A 20,106-nucleotide genomic window follows, 5' to 3' on the forward strand; every position below is an offset into this window, starting at 1 on the left:
AGTGAGCACCACGGCACAGAAGCTGGCCGAGCTGCGCGAGAAGCTGGAGATCGCGAAGGAGCCTGCCGGCGAACTCGCGATCGCCAAGCGCGCGAAGAAGGGCATCCCGAGCGCTCGCGAGCGCATCGACATGCTGCTCGACAGGGGCAGCTTCGTCGAGATCGGCGCGCTGATGAAGACGCCCGGCCGCGACGATGCGATGTACGGCGACGCCGTCGTCGTCGGGCACGGCACGGTCGACGGCCGCCCGGTCGCGGTGTTCTCCCACGACCAGACCGTCTTCGGCGGCAGCGTCGGTGAGATGTTCGGCCGCAAGGTCGCCGCGGTCCTCGACTTCGCCCTCAAGATCGGTTGCCCCGTCGTCGGCATCAACGACTCCGGTGGTGCCCGCGTGCAGGACGCCGTCACCTCGCTCGCTTGGTACGGCGAGATCGGCAAGCGTCACGAGCCGCTGTCGGGCCTGTGCCCGCAGATCTCGGTGATCGTCGGCAACTGCGCCGGTGGTGCGGTCTACGCGCCGATCAACACCGACGTCGTGGTCGCCACCGAGGGTTCGCACATGTTCGTCACCGGCCCGGACGTCATCAAGGCGGTCACCGGCGAGAACGTGAGCCTCGAGGAGCTCGGCGGTGCCCGTCAGCAGGCCGAGTACGGCAACGTGCACCACGTCGCGCCCGACGAGAAGGCCGCTTTCGAGTGGGTGCGGCAGTACCTGAGCTACATGCCGTCCAACGCGCAGGAGAAGCCTCCGATCATCAATCCCGGTCTCGAACCGGAGATCACGCCCGACGATCTCGAGCTCGACACGTTCATGCCCGACGCCGACAACTCCGGCTACGACATGCACGACATCCTGCTGAAGATCTTCGACGACGGCGAGTTCCTCGAAGTCCGCTCGCAGACCGCGCCGAACATCATCACCGGCTACGCGCGCGTCGACGGTCATGCCGTGGGGGTCGTGGCGAACCAGCCGCTGTACCTGTCGGGTGCGCTCGACGCGGCCGCCGCCGACAAGGCAGCGCACTTCGTGCGTGTCTGCGACGCCTACGACATCCCGCTCGTGTTCGTCGTCGACACCCCCGGCTTCCTGCCGGGTGTGGAGCAGGAGAAGATCGGCGTCATCAAGCGTGGCGGCCGCTTCCTGTTCTCGTACGTCGAGGCGTCGGTCCCGAAGGTGACCGTCGTGGTGCGTAAGGCCTACGGCGGCGGTTACGCCGTGATGGGTTCGAAGCAGCTCGGCGCCGACATCAACTTCGCGTGGCCCACCGCGCGTATCGCCGTGATGGGTGCCGAATCGGCTGTCGCGGTGATCGGCCGCCGGCAGATCGAGGCCGCGGGGGAGAACGCCCCGGCGGTGCGCCAGCAGCTCATCAACTTCTACAACGAGCACGTGGCGACGCCGTACATCGCGGCCGAGCGCGGATACGTCGACGCGGTGATCGAGCCGTCGACGACCCGCCTCGAGATCCGCAAGGCGCTCACCCTCCTTCGCGACAAGGAAGTGTTCAAGAACCCGCGGAAGCATCACCTGCTGCCGCTGTAGAACAGCCGGAGAACCCGCGCCGACGGGGTCTGTGCACTAGGACGTGCGCAGGCCCCGTCGCGCGTATCCGACGATCTGCTCGACCTCTGCGTCGGCGTCGAAGGTGGAGGCGTCCCGCCACAACAGATGTTCCATCACCGCGAGCAGCAGGATCGACGTGGTGAGCGAATCCCGTTGCGGGTCGGCCGATCCCAGATCGGCGATGGGTCCGGCGAGCACCTCCGCGACCGCCTTCTCCAGATCTTCGCGCACCTTCGGTGCATGCGACCGGCCGCCGGCGGAGGACACGACGTTGCGGGTGGCGGCGGCGATCTCGGGATCGACGGCCTGGTTCAGGACGGCCGCGATGCCGGCGCGCAGGGCGGCCTCGGGGTCGGCGGCCTTGTCGATCTTGTGACGCAGATACCGGACGAGGCGGTGTCCGCCCTCCTCGACGACGGCGTCGACGAAATCGCCTTTGCTCTTGAAATAGCGGTAGAAGGCGTCGTTGGAGAGTCCCGCGGCGGCGACGATGTCGGCGACGCGCGCGGGTTCGCCCCGGGTGAGCAGTTCGCGTCCGCACCGGATCAGGGTGTCGACGTCGCGGCTCGCGGCCTCCTGTCGGGGCGTCAGGCTTCGCTTCACGGCCTCGGAGGCGCGGGGGGACAAGGTCGACCCGGCTGAATTCTCGGTGGTCACCCGCTCATTCTAGATAGCCGAAACCCGATTCTGGGATGCTCCGACCCGGACGCGGCCGGAAGATCAGGGAACCGTCCGGCTGCCGACACCGGGCAGGTACGTGAAGCCCGGGGCGGTCACACCACGGCGACGATGCGACCGGTCCCCGTCACTCGTAGACGCGCATCGGCGCGGGCTTCCACAGACCCGACCTCGTCACCTCGGTGGTGGTCAGTTCGGCCGGCTGCGCATTCGGGTAGAAGCGCACGTACCGCTCCACCGAACCCCAGTCGCGACCCCAGTCGTTCTCCAGGTAGGTGGGCACCTGCTCGGGCCGCGCCAGGACCTCCGCGAAGCCGAGCGGACCACCGTTGTCGGCGGACTGCCAGGTGTCGGTCGACGACACCGCGAGCGGACGGTCGGGGAGGACCCGGTAGTTCGGCATCTCGGCCACACCGGCCCAATGGTCGAACGGCCGCTGGCACGGGAACTGCAGACCCACGGCCCAGTCCAGCAGGAGCGGCTGCTCGGAACCGAGCTGGGCGTCGAGCCGCTCGAGGGTCGGGACGCGCGGCGGCGTGAACGCCAGCCACTGGTCGCCGGTGAGATTGGGATCGTTGGCGACGATGCGGACGGCGTCGACGTCGTCGGGCAGGTCGGCGAGCGGCACACGCAGGTTCCGCCACGACGGCGCGGGGCCGATGTCGCGCGGCAGGTAGGTGCCCTTCGCCTCGACGCTGCCGTCGGCCTGGCGGGTGCCGTACTCGACGAGCAGCGACTGGCCGTAGGTCAGGGCACCGGTGTCGTCGTACGACCAGATGCGACCGGCCGCGGAGATGATCACCAGCGGCGTCTCGTCGGTGATCTCGGGCAGGGCGTACCAGCTGGAGGTGAGTGCGGCGGGTTCCTGCACACCCTCCTGGTAGCTGCCGAGCACCGGGGTGACGGCCGGGTCGAGCCCGAAGGGCAGGCGCACGGTGCTGCCGTTGACGGTCTGCTCACCGGAGCCACCCGTGGTGCCGCCGCCCGCGCCGGTCTCGAAGGTCGGGCCGACGCTCTGGTTGTCGGTGTTGCCCTGGCCCGGCTTGACCTCGACGTAGTCGGCGGTCAGGTCGGACGGCACGCCGTCGGGAGTGAAACCGCGCGGCGCCGCACCGGCGAGCGGGTCGTCGTTCGCCGGCGGGTCGGCGGGATCGATGATCGGTTCGAGGCGTCCCTCGTTGGGGTCGGCCTCCACGAGTACGTCGTTCGCGAGACCGCAGGTCTGCCCGGCGACCGCCCCGATGTTGGAGCGGGCGAGCGAGTACGCCGGGTACTGCGACACCGCACCCTTGAGCAGCGACAGCACCTCGAACAGCACCATCACCGCGGCGACGACCGTGAGCGGCGCGGCCGCGAGGGCGCGGATCCGCCGGCCCTTCTTCGTCTCGGGCGACTCCGGCGGCGGTGCGTACCCCTCGCGGAGGTACTGCCACGCGACGAGCACGAGGGCGAGACCGAACAGGATCAGGAACAGCGAGCTGGACTGGTAGCCGCTCAGCGAGACGGTCTTGTCGAACCACGGCACGCCGTAGCTCGAGACGTACCACCAGCCGTTGATGCCGGCGAACGACACCGCCAGGACGAACAGCAGTCCGGCGAGGAAGATCGTGCGGTTGCGCCGCGACCGCAATGCGCTCGCGGAGACCACGACGGCCGTGACCGTCGCGAGCGATCCGGCGATGCCCGCGTACGCCCCGAAGTGGTGGGTCCACTTCGTGGGGTTGAACATCATGAAGAAGATCGTGCCGAAGACGATGCCGAGCAGACGCCAGGTCGGGCTCACGGCGACGCCGGGGATCCGGCGGCGGCGCAGCAGCACGAACAACGTCGTGAACAGGCACAGCAGCATCGTGAGGAACGCGAAGCGGCGCGGCAGCGACCCGTCGACGGTCTGCACCATCAGGTAGTAGTAGCGGAGGAAGTCGTTCCACCACTCCTCGTTGGGTCCGATGATGGTGCGTACGCGGGTCGCCTCGAGGACCGCGGCGAGGGTCTGGTCGGAGAACACCACGACGAGCACGAGCAACCCGGCGGCACCGATCGGTGCGAGCAGTGGCAGGGTGCCGACCTCGCGGTGGCGGCGCACGATGATCCGCGTCATCGGCCGGATACCGGCGATGAGGGCGGCCACACACATCAGGCCGGTCGGTGCCGCGGCGAGCGTGAACGCGCCGATGATCACCGCGGTCGCGGCGGGCAGCAGACGACCGGTCGCGATGGCGCGCTCGATCGAGCACCAGGTCAGCAGCGCACCGAGAGCGACGATCGGCTCGGGCCGCAGACCGTTGTTGTAGGGGAGCCAGAAGGCGAGGAAGACCAGTCCGCCGGTCCACAGTGCGATGCGGTTGTGCCGCACGGCCCGGCCGAGACGCGGCACCACCTCACGGCTGATGACCATCCAGCACAGGATTCCGGCGATCAGTGCCGGGATGCGCATCCACGGGCTGGCCGTGGAGATCTTCGCGAACGCCGCCAGCACGTCGTAGTACCAGCCGAAGGGCGCTTCGGGGACACCGAACCAGCGGAAGTAGTTGGCCATGTAGCCGGAGTTCTCCGACACCCGGGCCATGGTCAGCAGGTAACCGTCGTCCGAGGTGTTCGCGCCGAAGAAGTGCCAGCCGACGAGCGTGAGGACCACGACGACGTCGACGCCGGTGAACTTCCACCAGCGGGCAGGCAGGAAGCGGCGGTGACCGCGACCGTCCGTGCCGTCGAGCTTGGCCAGCGCGCCGAGCGCGAGTGCCGTCGACAGCACCGCCAGGACCATCGCGAGGGACTTGACCAGCGTCGGCGACGACGTGAACCGGGAATCGACATCGACGGTGACGTCGAGGCCGGGAACCGCGGTGGGCAGGTCGCTGAACACGCCCACGACGAGCGGCCGCAGGTCGCCGGTGAGCTCACCGGACCGCGGGTTGCCGTTCTCGTCCGAGAGGCCGACGAACTCGGCGGTGGTGCGTTCGGAGTCGGAGAAGATCTGCAGTTCGCTGCACGCACCCGACTCGACGTCGGCGCGCGGCGCGGTCGCGACCACCACGTTGCGGTCGAGCACGTCGACGTTCTCGGCGCCGACCCGCACGAACATCGCGTTGAGCGCCGCGTCCTGCCCGTTGGTGGGGGCCGTCGCGAGCAGCATCCCGCCGTCGCCGGGCATCTCCGCGACGGCACGGCACGGCACGGTGGCCCGGAACTGGAGGGGGACCTGCGACATCAACGGCAGTTCGACGTCGGTCGCCGCCGCATCCTGCGGCCACGACATCGTCGCCTCGGTCACGCGGACCGGGAGGAACGGTGTGGCCAGCGCCAAGATCATGCCGAGCAACCCGGCGACGACGGCGACGAGTCGCGCGGTCCGGTACCGAGTGCGAAGGTCCTCGCCCATCGACCGTGGGGCGGTCGGAGCGGGCGCGGGTGAGGTCGTCACGTCGTCGGGCACGGGAGTCGATGGTATCCGGCGACGTGGTGTGACGGCACTCGCCCTTACTCGAGCAGGACCGGGACCCCGTCACGGATGCGGCCCGGCGACCACAGGCCGGAGCGGGTCGTCACGTCGGTGGTGACCTCCGCCGGGGAGGCATCCGAGTCGATCGGACGGTACTGCTCGAGCGATCCCCAGTCGCGATCCCAGTCGTGGTTCAGATAGGTGGGGACGGCCTCGGCGTTCAGCAGAAGCGGGATCCAGCCGAGCGGTCCGCCGCCGATGTCGTCCTGCCAGCCGTTCGTCGCGTCGGCCCCGACACGGTCCGGGAGGATGCGGTACTCGGGGACCTCGGCGACACCGTTGCGGTGCCCGAAGGGTCGCTGGCACGGGAAGGCGAGACCCACCGACCAGTCGATGAGGACCGGGGCGTCGGATCCGACGACCTCCTGCAGGGTCTGCATGCGCGGCATCCGCGGCGGCGTGACCGCGACCCACTGGTCGGGGGAGAGGTCACCGTCGTCGACGACGATCCGCACGGCGTCGGCGTCGGCCGGGATCGCGTCGCTCGGCACGCGCAGGTTGCGCCAGGACGGCGACGGGCCGATGTCGATCGGGGCGAGCGTCGCCAACGGCGTCACGTCGTCCCCGGACGACGAACCGAACTCCAGCAGCACGTCCTGACCCGGGGTGATGACACCGTCCGGGTCGACATAGCGGACGCGTCCCGCCGCGGTCACGACCAGCAGCGGCGTCTCGTCGGTGCGCTCCGGCAGCGCGTACCAGCCGGATTCGAGCTCGGCCGACTGCTGCACGCCCGACCGGTAGCTACCGAGGACGGGCGTGGTCTGCGGGTCGAGGCCGAAGGGCAGCTTCACGGTGCTGCCGTTGATGCCCTCGTCGCTGGTGCGACCGCCCTCGGTGCCGGCGCTGGTGGAGGTGGTGGTGCCGCCTTCCTCACTGTCGACGGTGTTGGCGCCACCGGTCGTGGTGGTCTCCGCGTCGGCGGTGAGGTCGAGGGCCACGCCGTTCGGGGTGAAACCGACGGCTGTGCCCGCACCCAGGGCCTCGCCCGCATCACCGTCGAGAGGCTGCAGCATCGTCGCGTTCGGGTCGGACTCGACGAGCACCTCGTTGGCGAGTCCGCAGGAGTTGCCCGTGAGGGCCGCCGCGTTCGACTTGGCGATCGAATAGGCCGGGTACTGCGAGACCGCGCCCTTGAGCAGCGACAGCACCTCGAACAGCACCACCGCCGCCGCGACCAGCGTCAGCGGCGCCGACGCCAGAGTGCGCACCCTGCCGTTGCGGTCGGGCCGCGGCGTCGTGAACGGCTCGCGCAGGTGGAACCACGCGGCGAGGAGCAGGGTGAGCACCGTCAGGCCCAGCAGTGCCGTGGAGAAGGCGTAACCGGAGATCGACGGCGGCTTGTCCCACCACGGGATGCCGTAGCTCGAGACGTACCACCAGCCGTTCGAACCCGTGAAGGCCATCGCCAGGACGAACAGCACCCCGGCGGTGAACAGCGCCCGGTTGCGGGCCGATCGGATGCCCACCGAGCCCACCCCGATCGCGGCGAGCGCAGCCACCGACGCGGCCAGGCCCGCGTACACACCGAAGTGGTGCGTCCACTTCGTCGGCGTGAGCATCATGAGCAGCAACGACGCGAAGACGATGCCGAGGATGCGGCGCGACGGTCCGATCGCGGTGCCCGGGATGCGGCCCTTGCGCAGGATCAGCATGACGCACACGACCAGGCACAACAGCATCACGAACACGCCGAACCGGCGAGCCAGCGAACCGTCGGGGGAGACGGTGAGCAGCGCGTCCCAGCGCAGCCGCTCGTCGAACCACGGCACGTTCGGGCCCACGGCCGAACGCACGCGGGTCGCTTCGAGGACCGACGCGAGGGTCTGGTCGGCGAAGACCGCGATGAGCACGACGGTGCCCGACGCGAGGATCGGCGCGAGGGGCGCGACGACACCGACGAGATGCCGACGCGCGACCAGCACCTTCACCAGCGGGCGCATCCCCGCGACGAGCGCGGCCACCGCGATCAGACCGGTCGGGCCGGCGGCGAGCGAGAAGGCTGCGATGAGGACCGCGATCGCGGCCGGCAACATGCGGCCGGTCGCGATGGCGCGTTCGATCGAACACCAGGTCAGCAGTGCACCGACCGCGATGATCGGCTCGGGGCGCAGACCGTTGTTGTAGGGGAGCCAGAACGCGAGGAAGACCAGCCCGGCCGTCCACAGCGACACCCGGCTGTGCCGGACGGCGACACCGAGCCGGGGGATGACCTCACGGCTGATGACCATCCAGCACAGGATCGCCGCGATCAGCGTGGGTACGCGCATCCACACGCTCGCCGTCGACACCTGCGCGAACACGACGAGCACGTCGTAGAACCAGCCGAACGGCGCCTCGGGCACACCGAACCAGCGGAAGTAGTTCGCCATGTATCCGGCGTCGCCGGACACTCGCGCCATATTGAGGATGTAGCCGTCGTCCGAGGTGTTCGCGCCGAGGACGTGCCAGAGCAGCAGAGTGGCCACGACGATCGCGTCCACAAGGGTGAACCGCCACCAGCGGGCCGGCAGGAACCGGCGCGCGCGGCGCCCGTCGATCCCGTCCAGGCGATGCAGGGCGACGAGGGAGACCAGCGTCGCGAGCGCGCACACGATCATCGCGAGGAGCTTGAGCACCGTGGGGGTCGAGGTGAACCGCGAGTCGAGCTCGGCGCGCACCGACAACCGTTCCGTGGAGTCGTCACCGCCGGGTTCGAAGGCGCCCGCGGGGCCGGTGAGGTCGCTGAAGACACCGACCATCTGCGGTCGCTCGTCGCCTTCGAGCTCGATCGCGACCGGCGGGTCCGCGCCCACGATCTCGGCGGCGGTGCGTTCGGAGTTCGATGCGACGGTCACCGCCGTGCACGGTTCGTCGAGCGGCGCCGAGACGAGCACCGAGTTGCGCAGGACGGCCTCGACGGTGCCGGGGGCGCCGTCCTCACCGGGTACCGCGCGGATCACCAGGCCCTCCGTCGTGGCCTCAGGGGAGCCGGACGGGATGGTCGAGACGAGCGTGCCGCCGTCGGAACCGAGCTGCGCTGCTGCCGCGCACGGCACGCTGGCCCGCAGCGTGAGCGGGGCGTAGGTGACGAGCGGCGCCTCGACACTGTCGATGCTGCCGTTCTGCGGCCATTGCAGTTCGCCGGTCTCCTGCCGGACCGGCAGGAACGGAAGGGTCAGAGCCAGCACGAACCCGAGCAGTCCCGACACGATCGCGACGATCCGCGCTGTGCGGACGCGCGATGTCGGGTCGGACGAATCGGTTTTCCCGGGCGAAGCGGTATCGGCTGGCACAAGCGTCGATGCTAGGCGAGTCCCGTCACGGTCCGGGCTCGTGCCGCTCCGCTCGCACTACTCGTGGGTACTCCGCGGTTCTGTCCGACCACGTCCGGAGCCGTACCTCCCGCCACTAGCATCGCTGTCTATGAAGACCTCCACCCCGATCGGGCGCGCTCTGCGCGCGGCGGGCATCGGGGAGGTCTGCGACGACTCGACCACGCGCGCGCTGTACTCGTCCGACGCCTCTCTCTATCGCGTCCCACCACAGGCCGTGGTGCGCGCCCGATCGATCGACGACATCGCCACGACCCTCGACGTGTGCCGGCGCGAGGGTGTCCCCCTCACCTCCCGCGGCACCGGCACCTCCCTCGCGGGCAACGCCGTCGGACCCGGCGTCGTCATCGACTTCTCGCGTCACCTGAACCGGGTGCTCTCCGTCGACCCGGAGACCCGGACTGCGCGGGTGCAACCGGGGGTCGTGCAGGTCGAGCTCCAGCGCGCCGCGGCACCGCACGGTCTGCGCTTCGGCCCCGATCCGTCCACCCACAACCGATGCACGATCGGCGGGATGATCGGCAACAACGCGTGCGGGGCGCGGGCGCTCGGCTACGGCCGCACGTCCGACAATGTCGTCGCGCTCGAGGTGCTCACCGGCACCGGGCACCCGCTGTCGCTGCCCGGCGAGGACCCGACGCTCGAGCCGCTGCGGGAGATCGTCGCGCGCGATCTCGCAACCATCCGTACCGAATTCGGTCGCTTCGGCCGGCAGGTATCGGGTTACGCACTCGAGCATCTGTTGCCGGAGAACGGATTCGACGTCCGAAAGCTGTTCGTCGGCAGCGAGGGCACCCTCGGGATCACGACCGAGGCGACGGTGCAGTTGATCGCCGATCCTGCCGTCCGCACGATGGTCGTACTCGGTTATCCCGACATCGTCACCGCCGGCAATGCCGCGCACGGACTGCTCGGCTTCCGGCCCACGGCGTGCGAAGGACTCGACTCGCGGATAGTTGACATCGTCCGGCACCGGCGCGGGCCGGAAGCAGTACCGCCCCTGCCGTCGGGTGCGGCGTGGCTGTTCGTCGAACTGGCGGGTGACGACGCCGACGAAGTGCGCGACCGGGCGAAGGCGCTCGCGCACGCCGCAGCCGCGACCGACGTCCTGCACGTCGAGGACCAGGCGCGGGCCGCCGCGCTGTGGCGCATCCGGGAGGAGGGGGCCGGCCTGTCGGCGAGAAGTCCGAAGGGACTGCCCGCGCACGCGGGATGGGAGGACGCCGCCGTCCCCGCCCACCGCGTCGGCGACTATCTCCGCGACTTCGAGGAACTGCTCGCCGGATACGACGTCACCGGCTATCCCTACGGGCACTTCGCCGACGGATGCATCCACATCCGCCTCGACATCCCGCTCGAGGTTCCCGGCCTGTTTCGCGAATTCCTCTTCGAGGCAGGCAAACTCGTCGCCGAGTACGGCGGGTCGATGTCGGGGGAGCACGGCGACGGCCGGGCCCGGAGCGAACTGCTGCCCCTGATGTACTCGCCCGACGCGCTCGCGCTGTTCGGCGCCGTGAAGTCGGTCTTCGACCCGGAGAACATCCTCAACCCCGGAGTGCTCGTCGACCCGCGACCCGTCGACGTCGACCTCCGCGTCCCGGCCGCACGGAAGGTTCGTGAGGGTCTGGCCTTCCGTTATCTCGAGGACGGCGGCGACTTCACGCAGGCAGTCCACCGGTGCACGGGGATCGGCAAGTGCCGCGCCGACAACACCGGCACCGGCGGGGTGATGTGCCCGTCCTTCCTCGCGACCCGCGAGGAGAAGGACTCCACCCGCGGACGAGCCCGGGCACTGCAGGAGATGCTCAACGGTCACCTCGTCGACGAGTCGTGGCAGTCGCCGGAAGTGCACGAAGCGCTCGAGCTGTGCCTGTCGTGCAAAGGATGCCTGTCGGACTGCCCGACCGGGGTCGACATGGCGACCCTCAAATCCGAAGTGCTGCATCAGACCTACCGGGGACGGCGACGGCCCGCCAGCCACTACGGTCTCGGCAGACTGCCGCAGTGGGCGGCGATCGCCTCCCGCGCGCCGCGTGCCGTCAACGCTCTGACCCGGATCCCGGGCGTCGCCCCGCTCGGCTTGACCGTCGCCGGCCTCGATCGACGCCGCCACGTTCCGGCGTTCGCTCCCCGCACCTTCCGGAAATGGTTCGCCGACACCCTCCCGCAACGATCCCGCACGGGCGACCCGGTGTTGCTGTTCGTCGACACCTTCACCGAGTACTTCACCCCGGAGATCGGGGCCGCCGCCGTGCGTGTCCTCGCCGCCGCCGGTTACAGCGTGCACATCACCGACGAACCTCGCTGCTGCGGGCTGACGTGGATCACCACCGGCCAGCTCGATCAGGCCCGGAAGATCCTGGGCCGCACCGTCGCCGAACTCTTCCGCAGCGGCATGCCGATCGTCGGGCTCGAACCGTCGTGCACCGCCGTCCTGCGCTCCGACGCGGTCGAACTGCTCGGGTCCGCGCCCGCACGTCTCGTGGCCGACAGCACCACGACCCTCGCCGAACTCCTCGCCGACTGGGAACCGCCGTCGCTGGAGGGGACACGGATCGTCGCGCAACCCCACTGTCACCACCACGCCGTCATGGGCTGGGGTGCCGATGCCGCCCTGCTGCGACGCGCGGGTGCCCACGTGCAACGACTCGCCGGCTGCTGCGGCCTGGCCGGGAACTTCGGCGTCGAACGCGGGCACTACGACGTGTCGGTGGCGGTCGCGCGGACCCAACTCCTGCCGGCCGTCGAGGTGGCATCCGACGACGCGGTGATCCTCGCCGACGGATACTCGTGCCGTACCCAGCTCAGCGACCTCACGACGCGGCGCGGCACGCACCTGGCCGAGTTGCTGGCCTCACGACTGCCGTAGGTGCGGCGGGCTCATCATCTGCGGCGTCGTCCTTTGGTGCGTTCGCTCCGGGTGGGGCGCGGCCCGAGTTCGTAGGGGATCTTCAGGATGTGGCGGGTCTTGGCGTCGATATCGCAGTTGCCCGACGCGACGGAATGGAGGATGCCGTTGTAAACGAGGTCCCACAGGTCGGGGTTGCGCTGGATCTCGCTGATCTTGAACGAATGAATCTCGTTGCTGTGCGCGTCTTTCAGTCGCAGGACACGACTGGGCCCATCAGCGGAGAAGCGGATGCGAGTGAGGTGGTAGGTATCGACCCAGCTGTCGTGCCATTGGACCCAGGTGGCACCCGCTGCGGTCCAATGGTTTCCCTTGCCGAAGAACAACAATAGTGAACTTCCGGGGATGATGACCCACATGATCCACCAGTGGATCCAGCGAAAGTCTCCATTGATGACGGTGAGGTACACGACCAAGATTGCCGCTATGAGGAATGCGCCGATGTATCGGTCGCGCACGGTGGGCTGGAGCCATTCGAGAACAGGGCCGAGATGCTCGGGTGTTTTCGGCGGCTTACGGGGATGTCTGTCGGTCGGTGTGTATTCGGTTCCGTGGTGGATGCGTGGCGCGCGAGGTGGGCGAGGTTGGCCGTTAACCACATCGGGCATCGGAGGAAGATCGGTTGCGTTCATTTCTGACCTCAGAACAGATTGCCCACCCAGCGTGCCGCAGAGCCGGCAGCACCGGAGATGTCGTCCCAGTGTTCGATCACTTCGCCGACGCCGAACGCGACACCGACTCCTGCGCCCACGGCGAGCAACGTGACGGGACCGCCGGCTGCGCTCGCGAGTATCAATTCGGTCGCTACGGTTCCTGCGACGAACCCCCCGACATCCTTTGCGACGGCCTTTACCGCTTCTCCAGTTGTCTCGGCATTCATCACGTCACTTGCGGTCTGGCCAGCGGTGAGGGCTAGTCCTAGATAAGGAACTTTCGAGCCCACACCCGCCAGGGTTGATCCTTTGGGAAAGAGGTCGCCGAGATTACCGCCGACACTCTGGACGAACTTGTTGTCGCCGACCCCCGCAAGTAGTCGAGAATTCTCCGCAGCGAACCTCGCTGCATCGTCCGCTCCGCCCTGGAAGGACCGAACAGCCCGGGCCGCTGTGGCTTCCGGATACGGATCACCCAACCGCGCCGCTTCCGCGGCAAGCTCACGTAGCCGAGCAAGGTTCGCGCCGCGTGCCTCGGCCAGGTCTCCCCATTTCGACAGCTCGGAAACCGCCGTAGCCAGATACCCACCGACTGTGTGCAGAACCAGCCATTCCCACTGGGCTTCTGCGTCCTTCAGAATCGTCGTCGGCCCGCGCAAGGCCTCTGCGAGTGCGTTGTGCGCTGCGGTTTCGACTGCGCGACCGTCCGCAACGAGCCCCGCAGCCGTCTCGTAGGCCGCGATCTGCTTCGCCCGAAGTGTCTGGAGCGCAATATCGTACGAGTTCGGATCGGCGTCGAGTGGCTCACCGATCCCGACGCCGAACTCCACGGGAATGCCGGCTTCGGCCGCTGTCGCCTCGGCCTGCGACATGCGTGACCGGGCGGTGGCGAGTCCGTCGGCGAATGCGCGGAGGGCAGCGGCGATCACGTCGATCTGGTCTGCAGCCTCGGTCGTCCCGGCGATGATGCGGTCGAGGGTCGTGCGGAACGCATCTCCCGCAGGGCTTCCGAACTCGTATTCGGATTCGGTGCGGCCGTCGCGGGCCGACTTCAACCGGTCGTTCACGCCCGTGGCGAGGGTGGCGAGCGAATCCGCACATGCGTAGCAGGAGGTGGGGTCGCCGAAGACTCGGGTGTCGAGACTCATCCCTCACCGGCCTTCGCGATCTCCTGAGCAGTGTGCGACTCGGCGTCCTGGTAGGCGTGCAGACTGTCCTGGGTGGCGTCTGCTGCACTGGCCAGCGACCGGACCGCCGCGTCCAGGACGGAAGCAATCGACCCGAGAGCGTCGACGAGCAGCGGGGTGGCGGCACCCGCGTCGGGTATCGGTGCGGGATCGGATCCGAGCTCGTCGATTCCCGTCGCTCCGGTCGCCAGGAGTTTCGCGACGGCGTTGAGGTCGCCGATGTCGATGGTCACCGGGACCCCCTCCTTCCGCGCGGGTCCTCGAACGGATGGTCTTCGTCCTCGACCGGGGGCGGAGGTGGTTGTCGGCCGTCGAGCAGGACCACGTCGTACCGGGTGGTCCGATGGATCTCCTGTAGTCCTCTGCTGTCGACGCCCATCCACGGCTGCTGCGGTCCACAACAGCGGACCAGTTCCTCGAGTGAGGTGTAGGCGGGCAACGCCAACCGGTCGTCGGACAGGGTGCGCATCTCGAGCCGGACCTGCCCGGAGCTGTCGCGGCGTCGGATCGGCACATACAGAACGTCGCTCATCGAATCCCCCGATTCCGTCGTACCCCCCGTACGACTCGCCGAGACCTTACCGCAGCGGCGATGAGTTTCCGGCTCCTGCCCGGTCGGTATCTGCGACAACACCGCTACCTACCAGGAGGTCGTCATGAACACCTTCACCCCATCCACCACCGGCACCCGCAACGACACCGCCGCGGCACCCTCACGCACCGCTCGCATCGCAGGCCTGATCGTCAGCGGCCTCGTCGTCCTGTTCCTGCTGTGGGACTCGATCATCCATATCGCCAACGTCTCGCAGGTGCAGGAGGCCATGGCCGATCTCGGATTCGATCCGAGCCTCAACCGCGTGTTCGGCGTGGTCCTGCTGATCTGCCTGATCGCCTACGTCCTGCCGCCCACCGCGATCCTCGGTGCCGTTCTGCTCACCGGTTACCTCGGTGGTGCCGTCGCGACGAATCTGCTCACCGAGCAGCCGATCGTCAGCACGACCCTCTTCCCGATCTACACCGGCATCTTCGTTTGGGGTGGATTGTGGTTGCGGGACATCGGGGTTCGACGCATCATGCCGATTCGCCTGTCGCGGTGACGACGACGAACGGTCCCACCTCGGTCACGGTGAATCGGGGATCGTCGAACAGTTCCTTGGGGAAGGTCACCGTGTACCGCCGCACATTGGGATCGTTCGGGTAGACGTCCTCGGCCAGACGCAGCGTGTAGCCCTCGGCGCCCTGTCGGAAGACGACGGCGTCGGGGGCTCGCCACGGCAACTCCTCCCACGCGGCGAGCAGTTCGTCGGGGGAGGAGAGTTCCGACCACTCCTCGATCGCTGCGGCACGCGCGGAGAATTCCGCCAGCGGGTTGGCGTAGTGCGAGGTCAGGGCCTGGAAACCGAAGTACGGGTAGTAGGCGAGGAAGGACGTGTCGGCCGTGAGGACCACATGGTCGTCACGCTCGCCGCCCAACTGGGACAGCAGGACGTCGTCCACCTCGGCGTAGTAGGACGCGGCACCGGCGGGTCGCTGGTCGGCGCGTTCACCGGCCCCGTCGGTGTCGGTGTAGGCGACGGTGATCTCACCCCCGAGCACCTGCGGGATGTTCTGGGTGAACGCCAGCGCACCCAGAGCGCCCACCGCCACGAGAACCCTGCGCACGCGCGGATTCTCGCTGGTCGCCAGGCTGATCCACCGCGAGAAGTCGACGAAGGCGAATGCGCCTGCCGCAGCGAGCAGTACGAGCAGGATCACCTCGAGACGGAACGCGAGCAGGGTGTTGCCCACGGCGGTCAACGCCATCGACGCGAGGTACCACAGGTAGACCGCGATCACGCCCAGCCCGAGCGCCTGCGCCCGATGCGACGACGACGCGCGGCCCACGAGCCACACGGTGCCCAGCAACGACAACAGTCCGATCAGGGACATGTGGAACATCGGCAACGGCAGTCGCGCACCGCCATCGGGGAGATAGTGCGTTGCGGTACCGGACTCGGACGGAGGATTACCGCCCAGCACGTCGAACACGAACGGCGCCCACACGATCAACGCGACGAGCATCGCGATCACCGCGATCACCACGAGACGCACGAGCACCGGAAGGACCGCCCGCCACGACCCGGTGGCGCGACGCGCGAGGTACGCCGCGACGACAGCCATCACCGTCACCGCGAACGCCGCGATACCAAGATAGAGGGTGTAGAAGGTCGCGGCGAGACCGAGGAACAGTCCCGTACCCACGACGGCGCCCCATCCCTGCCGTCCCCGGCCACCACGCGCCGCGGGCAGGAAACTGCCCCAGGCCAGCACCAACGCCGGCGCGACCAGCACGGCGATCACCGCTCCGTAGGGCTCCGGCGAACCGTAGGCCAGTACGACGAGCGTCGTCGCGGTGGCGGCGAGCACCGCCAGGTCGGAGCGGACCAGTTCGGACCACAACACCAGGGCGACGACCGCCGCGACCGCCAGCGAACCGATCGCATACGGCTTGAACGCTTCCCAGCCGTCCATGCCCAGAACGTTCGCGACACGGCCACCGATCCAGAACCACCCGGCCGGATAGAACGACGGCAGATCGGCGTAGTTCATGTCGCGCAACGCCGCGCTGTCCGTCAGCCGCGTGAGGAACTGGGTGCGGAACTCCTGGTCGACGGAGATGCCGTGCAGATAGAGGCGGGTCGCGGCGAGCGGCATCCCGAGGGTCGCAGTGACCAGGCCGGACAGCGCCGCCCACGACAACACCCGCGCCCCCGTCACCCATCTGCGGCGACGCAACAGATAGATCGAGAGACCGAGCACGGCGAGCGCCGCGAACTGCATCACGGTGGTGACGGCCTGCGTCACGTTCGACGAATTGAACGCCGGCCACTGCACGCGGTCGAAGGCGAACAGCCCCACCGCCGCGACGAGTGCTGCGACGAGCGCTGCGCAGACGAACTGCGCGAGCGTCCAGACGGCACGGCGTAACGGGGCTACTGCTACAGGAGTGTCGGCGAGCACCCCACGAGCATAGAGATGCGTCCGCGAGACGAGTGGTGGCCCGATCCGCACGCAAAAACGCCGCCGTCCACCGGTCGGGACCTTCATCCTGGAAGTTGCGTCGGGAAACCGGGCCGTCGGTACGGCCCGGGGAATCCGAACGAAAGGCTCAGATCATGACAGGTAAAGCGGTTCGTGCGGCCCTTGCAACGCTCGCGACGGCACCTCTCCTCGTCTTCGGGGCGGCGCAGGCCTCGGCGTATCCGGTGATCGCACCGGGTGAGCCCGGCGGCCCGATCGACGGCCGATTGTACGACCACCACGGCGTCGATCCCTACCAGTGCATCGTCCTCGGGACTCCGGGTGTCGGCTACGCGACGAACGAGGCGGGACAGGACGGCACCGTGAACGGCGTCTTCGTGAACGAAGGGTCGATCAACCACTGGTGCTACGGGCCGCCCGGGATGATCCACAGCGGAACCGGATACGTCCGGTAAACCCTGAACAAGACGACTGCCCCGCCGGAACGGGTCCGGCGGGGCAGCGGGTGCACGTCTGTCAGATCGGCAGCTTGCGGAAGATCGCGCGCGGCAGGTGACGCAACACGATCATCACGAACCGGAAGGTGCCCGGTGCCCAGACGATCTCCTTGCCGCGATCGGAGGCCGCGACCGCGAGCTTCGCGACGTCCTCCTTGTTCACGGTGAGCGGCGCCTCGTCGACGTGCGCGCTGAACTGCGTGCGCACCTGGCCGGGGCGCACGACGGTCACGCGCGGACCGAACGGACGCAGCGCCTCACCGAGACCGAGATAGAAACCGTCGAGACCGGCCTTGGTGGAGCCGTAGACGAAGTTGGCGCGCTTCACGCGCTCGCCGGCGACCGACGACATTGCGATGATGCGGCCGAAGCCCTGCGCCTTCATCCTGTCGCCCACCAGCACACCCACGGAGACCGCGGCCGTGTAGTTGACCTCCGCGACCCGCACGGCCTTGCTCTGGTTCTGCCACAGCTCCTCGGCGTCGGCGTCCAGACCGAAGGCGACGATCGCGATGTCGACGTCGCCGTCCTTCCATGCCTGGTCGATGACGGCCGGGTGGCTCGCGGTGTCGAGCGCGTCGAAGTCGATCAGGTCGACCTGCGTCGCACCCGCGGCCTTCGCCTGGGCGACGGCGTCCTCACGACGCGGGTCGCCGGGCAGAGCCGCGAGGATCACGCGGGCCGGTGCCTTGCGCAGATACTCCTCGACGATGGCCAGGCCGATCTCGGAGGTGCCACCGAGCAGCAGCAGGGTCTGGGGGTTGCCGACGGCGTTGATCATCAGTGGAGTTCCAACCTTCTGGACATATCGGAGGCGAAGACGTTCGTGGGGTCGACGGAGCGGCGCACCTTCAGCCACTCGTCGATCCGCGGGTACATGGCGTGGAAGGTCTCCGCGTCGGTCCGCGAGTCCTTCGCGGTGTAGAGGCGACCACCGAACTCGAGGACCCGCTTGTCGAGTTCGCGCACGAACTCGTTCAGACCCGCCTTGATCGGGAAGTCGACGCAGATGTTCCACCCCTTCATGGGGAAGCTCAGCGGCGCCTTGTTGCCCTCACCGAACAGCTTGAAGACGTTGAGGAACGAGTAGTGCCCCGACTTCTGGATGTCGACGATGATGCGCTTGAACTCGTCGACGGACTCCGGCGGCACCACGAACTGGTACTGCAGGAAGCCCTTCGATCCGTAGGCGCGGTTCCACTCACCGAACATGTCGAGCGGGTGATAGAACTGCGTCAGGTTCTGGACCTTGCCGGTGTAGTTGCCCGACTTGCGGTACCAGACTTCACCCACCGCCGAGAAGGTGTACTTGTTCGCCAGACCGTTCGGGAAGACGTCCGGGAAGGTCAACAGCGTCGGCGCGTCGAACTTCAGTGGGTCCTTCTGCAGCTTCTTCGGCAGCTGATCGAGCTTGGCGAGCGAACCGCGGGAGATCGCGGCGCGACCGAGCTTCGGCAGCGGAGCCACTGCGTCGAACCAGGCGCTCGAATAGTCGTAGTTCTCCTCCGAGCCGTCGCTGTGCACGGCGATGGTCTCGTCGAGCGTCGAGGTGACCACACCGTCGGCGATGAAGTACGCCGTCTCGGTCGGGGTCATCTCGATGGTCGCGCGGAGGATGATGCCCGTCAGACCCATGCCGCCGACGGTCGCCCAGAACAGCTTGGAATTGCGTCCGGTGGGCGTGCACGTGCGGACCTGGCCGTCGGCCGTGAGCAGGTCGATCGACTTCACGTGGTTGCCGAAGCTGCCCGCGCTGTGATGGTTCTTGCCGTGGATGTCGGAGCCGATCGCACCACCGATCGTCACCTGCCGGGTGCCCGGCAGAACCGGGACCCACAGGCCGAACGGCAGGGCGGCGCGCATGAGCTGGTCGAGGTCGACGCCGCCGTCCACCACCACACGCCGCGAGTCGCGGTCGATGCTGTGGATCTTGTTCAGCGCCGTCATGTCGACGACGAGCCCGCCGGCGTTCTGCGCCGGGTCGCCGTAGGAGCGCCCGAGCCCGCGTGCGATGACACCGCGACGCAGGTGCGACGGCTTCGACTCGTTGTCTTCCGCGACCCGCGCGACCGCCTTGGCGATCACTTCGACGTCGGGAGTGGACAGCACCTCTGCGGTGGTCGGCGCGGTGCGCCCCCAGCCGGTCAGGGTGCGGGTCTGGGTGGGGAGCGGCTCGCTCGCCTGCTCCGTAGCTGTCGTGGACATCGGGGTAAAGGCTACCCGTGTGTCCTGGTCACCCGGCAAGATGCTGTTCCTCACGGGCGTTACCCTCGTCTGCGTGCCGGAATCCCACGACCATGTGCAGCCGCTGCCGGAGCACCACGCCCCACTGGCTCCCGAACTGCCGTTGACCGATTCGACGGCCGACGAGGCGCTGGACCTGAAGACGCAGCTCACGCGGTTCGTCCTGACCGGCGGTTTCTCGGCGATCGTCGACTACGGCCTGTACGTCCTGCTCATGGCACTGGGCGTCACCCGCGACGTCGCGAAGGCCCTGTCGTTCGTGGCCGGTACCACCACCGCCTACCTGATCAATCGCCGCTGGACCTTCAAGGCCCCGCCGAGCCGCGTCCGCTTCGCGGCAGTGGTGGTCCTCTACGCAGTGACGTTCGCCGCACAGGTCGGCATCAACCGCGTACTCAACGAAGCCCTCGGCGACGAGTGGTGGGTCACGCCCTTCGCCTTCGTCGTCGCCCAGGGCACCGCGACGGTGATCAACTTCGTCGTCCAGCGGGTCGTGATCTTCCGCCTCCGCTGATTCGGGTGGATCCGACCCCGCTCA

15 protein-coding genes are annotated in these 20,106 nt (G+C 68.4%); 5 read left to right on the plus strand and 10 right to left on the minus strand.

Annotation, left to right across the window (positions count from 1 at the left end; all coding sequences use genetic code 11):
* Position 1: 1 nt before the first annotated feature.
* Complete coding sequence (locus ACWPOC_RS03060; protein ID WP_120281080.1) at positions 2–1,543, plus strand: acyl-CoA carboxylase subunit beta; 1,542 nt, start codon at positions 2–4, stop codon at positions 1,541–1,543.
* A 36-nt stretch (positions 1,544–1,579) separates the two neighbouring features.
* Here ACWPOC_RS03060 and ACWPOC_RS03065 read toward each other — a convergent pair whose 3' ends face one another.
* From ACWPOC_RS03065 to ACWPOC_RS03075, 3 genes are all read right to left on the minus strand, one after another.
* Positions 1,580–2,221 carry a TetR/AcrR family transcriptional regulator gene (locus ACWPOC_RS03065; RefSeq protein WP_230789721.1) on the minus strand — a complete coding sequence of 214 codons (642 nt, stop codon included), beginning with the start codon at positions 2,219–2,221 and terminating at the stop codon, positions 1,580–1,582.
* A 148-nt stretch (positions 2,222–2,369) separates the two neighbouring features.
* On the minus strand, positions 2,370–5,678 hold the full coding sequence (locus ACWPOC_RS03070; protein ID WP_455407984.1) for an arabinosyltransferase domain-containing protein: 3,309 nt from the start codon (positions 5,676–5,678) through the stop codon (positions 2,370–2,372).
* Between the two features lie 44 nt (positions 5,679–5,722).
* Positions 5,723–9,019 carry an arabinosyltransferase domain-containing protein gene (locus ACWPOC_RS03075; RefSeq protein ID WP_455407985.1) on the minus strand — a complete coding sequence of 1,099 codons (3,297 nt, stop codon included), beginning with the start codon at positions 9,017–9,019 and terminating at the stop codon, positions 5,723–5,725.
* A gap of 130 nt (positions 9,020–9,149) precedes the next feature.
* Between ACWPOC_RS03075 and ACWPOC_RS03080 the strand changes: the two genes are divergently transcribed.
* A complete protein-coding gene (locus ACWPOC_RS03080; RefSeq protein ID WP_455407986.1) occupies positions 9,150–11,927 on the plus strand; it encodes an FAD-binding and (Fe-S)-binding domain-containing protein in 2,778 nt (925 codons plus the stop codon).
* A gap of 14 nt (positions 11,928–11,941) precedes the next feature.
* Here the strand turns inward: ACWPOC_RS03080 and ACWPOC_RS03085 are convergent, their stop codons facing one another.
* The 4 genes from ACWPOC_RS03085 to ACWPOC_RS03100 are packed head-to-tail and all read right to left on the minus strand — an operon-like array spanning position 11,942 to position 14,338.
* The gene (locus ACWPOC_RS03085; protein ID WP_455407987.1) at positions 11,942–12,598 is read right to left on the minus strand and encodes a hypothetical protein; all 657 of its coding nucleotides are present in this window, start codon (positions 12,596–12,598) and stop codon (positions 11,942–11,944) included.
* Between the two features lie 8 nt (positions 12,599–12,606).
* On the minus strand, positions 12,607–13,767 hold the full coding sequence (locus tag ACWPOC_RS03090) for a hypothetical protein (RefSeq protein ID WP_455407988.1): 1,161 nt from the start codon (positions 13,765–13,767) through the stop codon (positions 12,607–12,609).
* Positions 13,764–14,039 (minus strand): hypothetical protein, encoded by a 276-nt coding sequence (locus ACWPOC_RS03095; protein ID WP_455407989.1) that lies wholly within the window; start codon positions 14,037–14,039, stop codon positions 13,764–13,766. Before ACWPOC_RS03095 ends, ACWPOC_RS03090 begins: the two co-directional genes overlap by 4 nt.
* Positions 14,036–14,338 (minus strand): SAV_915 family protein, encoded by a 303-nt coding sequence (locus ACWPOC_RS03100; protein WP_455407990.1) that lies wholly within the window; start codon positions 14,336–14,338, stop codon positions 14,036–14,038. The genes ACWPOC_RS03095 and ACWPOC_RS03100 overlap by 4 nt, the downstream gene beginning before the upstream one ends.
* Positions 14,339–14,462: 124 nt before the next feature.
* On the opposite strand from ACWPOC_RS03100, the gene ACWPOC_RS03105 reads away from it, so the two are divergent.
* Positions 14,463–14,903 carry a DoxX family protein gene (locus tag ACWPOC_RS03105; RefSeq protein WP_120281088.1) on the plus strand — a complete coding sequence of 147 codons (441 nt, stop codon included), beginning with the start codon at positions 14,463–14,465 and terminating at the stop codon, positions 14,901–14,903.
* On the opposite strand, the gene ACWPOC_RS03110 is transcribed toward ACWPOC_RS03105, so the two are convergent.
* Positions 14,878–16,806, minus strand: coding sequence for an arabinofuranosyltransferase (locus tag ACWPOC_RS03110; RefSeq protein WP_455407991.1), 1,929 nt, complete (start codon positions 16,804–16,806; stop codon positions 14,878–14,880). The two genes, ACWPOC_RS03105 and ACWPOC_RS03110, sit on opposite strands and share 26 nt — an antisense overlap.
* A 155-nt stretch (positions 16,807–16,961) precedes the next feature.
* Here ACWPOC_RS03110 and ACWPOC_RS03115 point away from each other — a divergent pair, with 155 nt between their 5' ends.
* Positions 16,962–17,282 (plus strand): hypothetical protein, encoded by a 321-nt coding sequence (locus ACWPOC_RS03115; RefSeq protein ID WP_159416976.1) that lies wholly within the window; start codon positions 16,962–16,964, stop codon positions 17,280–17,282.
* A gap of 61 nt (positions 17,283–17,343) precedes the next feature.
* Here ACWPOC_RS03115 and ACWPOC_RS03120 read toward each other — a convergent pair whose 3' ends face one another.
* Together ACWPOC_RS03120 and ACWPOC_RS03125 are read right to left on the minus strand one after the other, a co-directional pair.
* Positions 17,344–18,105: a decaprenylphospho-beta-D-erythro-pentofuranosid-2-ulose 2-reductase gene (locus tag ACWPOC_RS03120; RefSeq protein WP_016692644.1), complete on the minus strand. Its 762-nt coding sequence runs from the start codon at positions 18,103–18,105 to the stop codon at positions 17,344–17,346.
* On the minus strand, positions 18,105–19,529 hold the full coding sequence (locus ACWPOC_RS03125; RefSeq protein WP_120281092.1) for an FAD-binding oxidoreductase: 1,425 nt from the start codon (positions 19,527–19,529) through the stop codon (positions 18,105–18,107). The genes ACWPOC_RS03120 and ACWPOC_RS03125 overlap by 1 nt, the downstream gene beginning before the upstream one ends.
* A 19-nt stretch (positions 19,530–19,548) precedes the next feature.
* On the opposite strand from ACWPOC_RS03125, the gene ACWPOC_RS03130 reads away from it, so the two are divergent.
* Positions 19,549–20,082, plus strand: a complete 534-nt coding sequence (locus tag ACWPOC_RS03130) for a GtrA family protein (protein WP_016692646.1) — start codon at positions 19,549–19,551, stop codon at positions 20,080–20,082.
* The last annotated feature ends 24 nt before the right edge of the window (positions 20,083–20,106 follow it).

The organism is Rhodococcus sp. 5G237 (genome assembly GCF_053764735.1).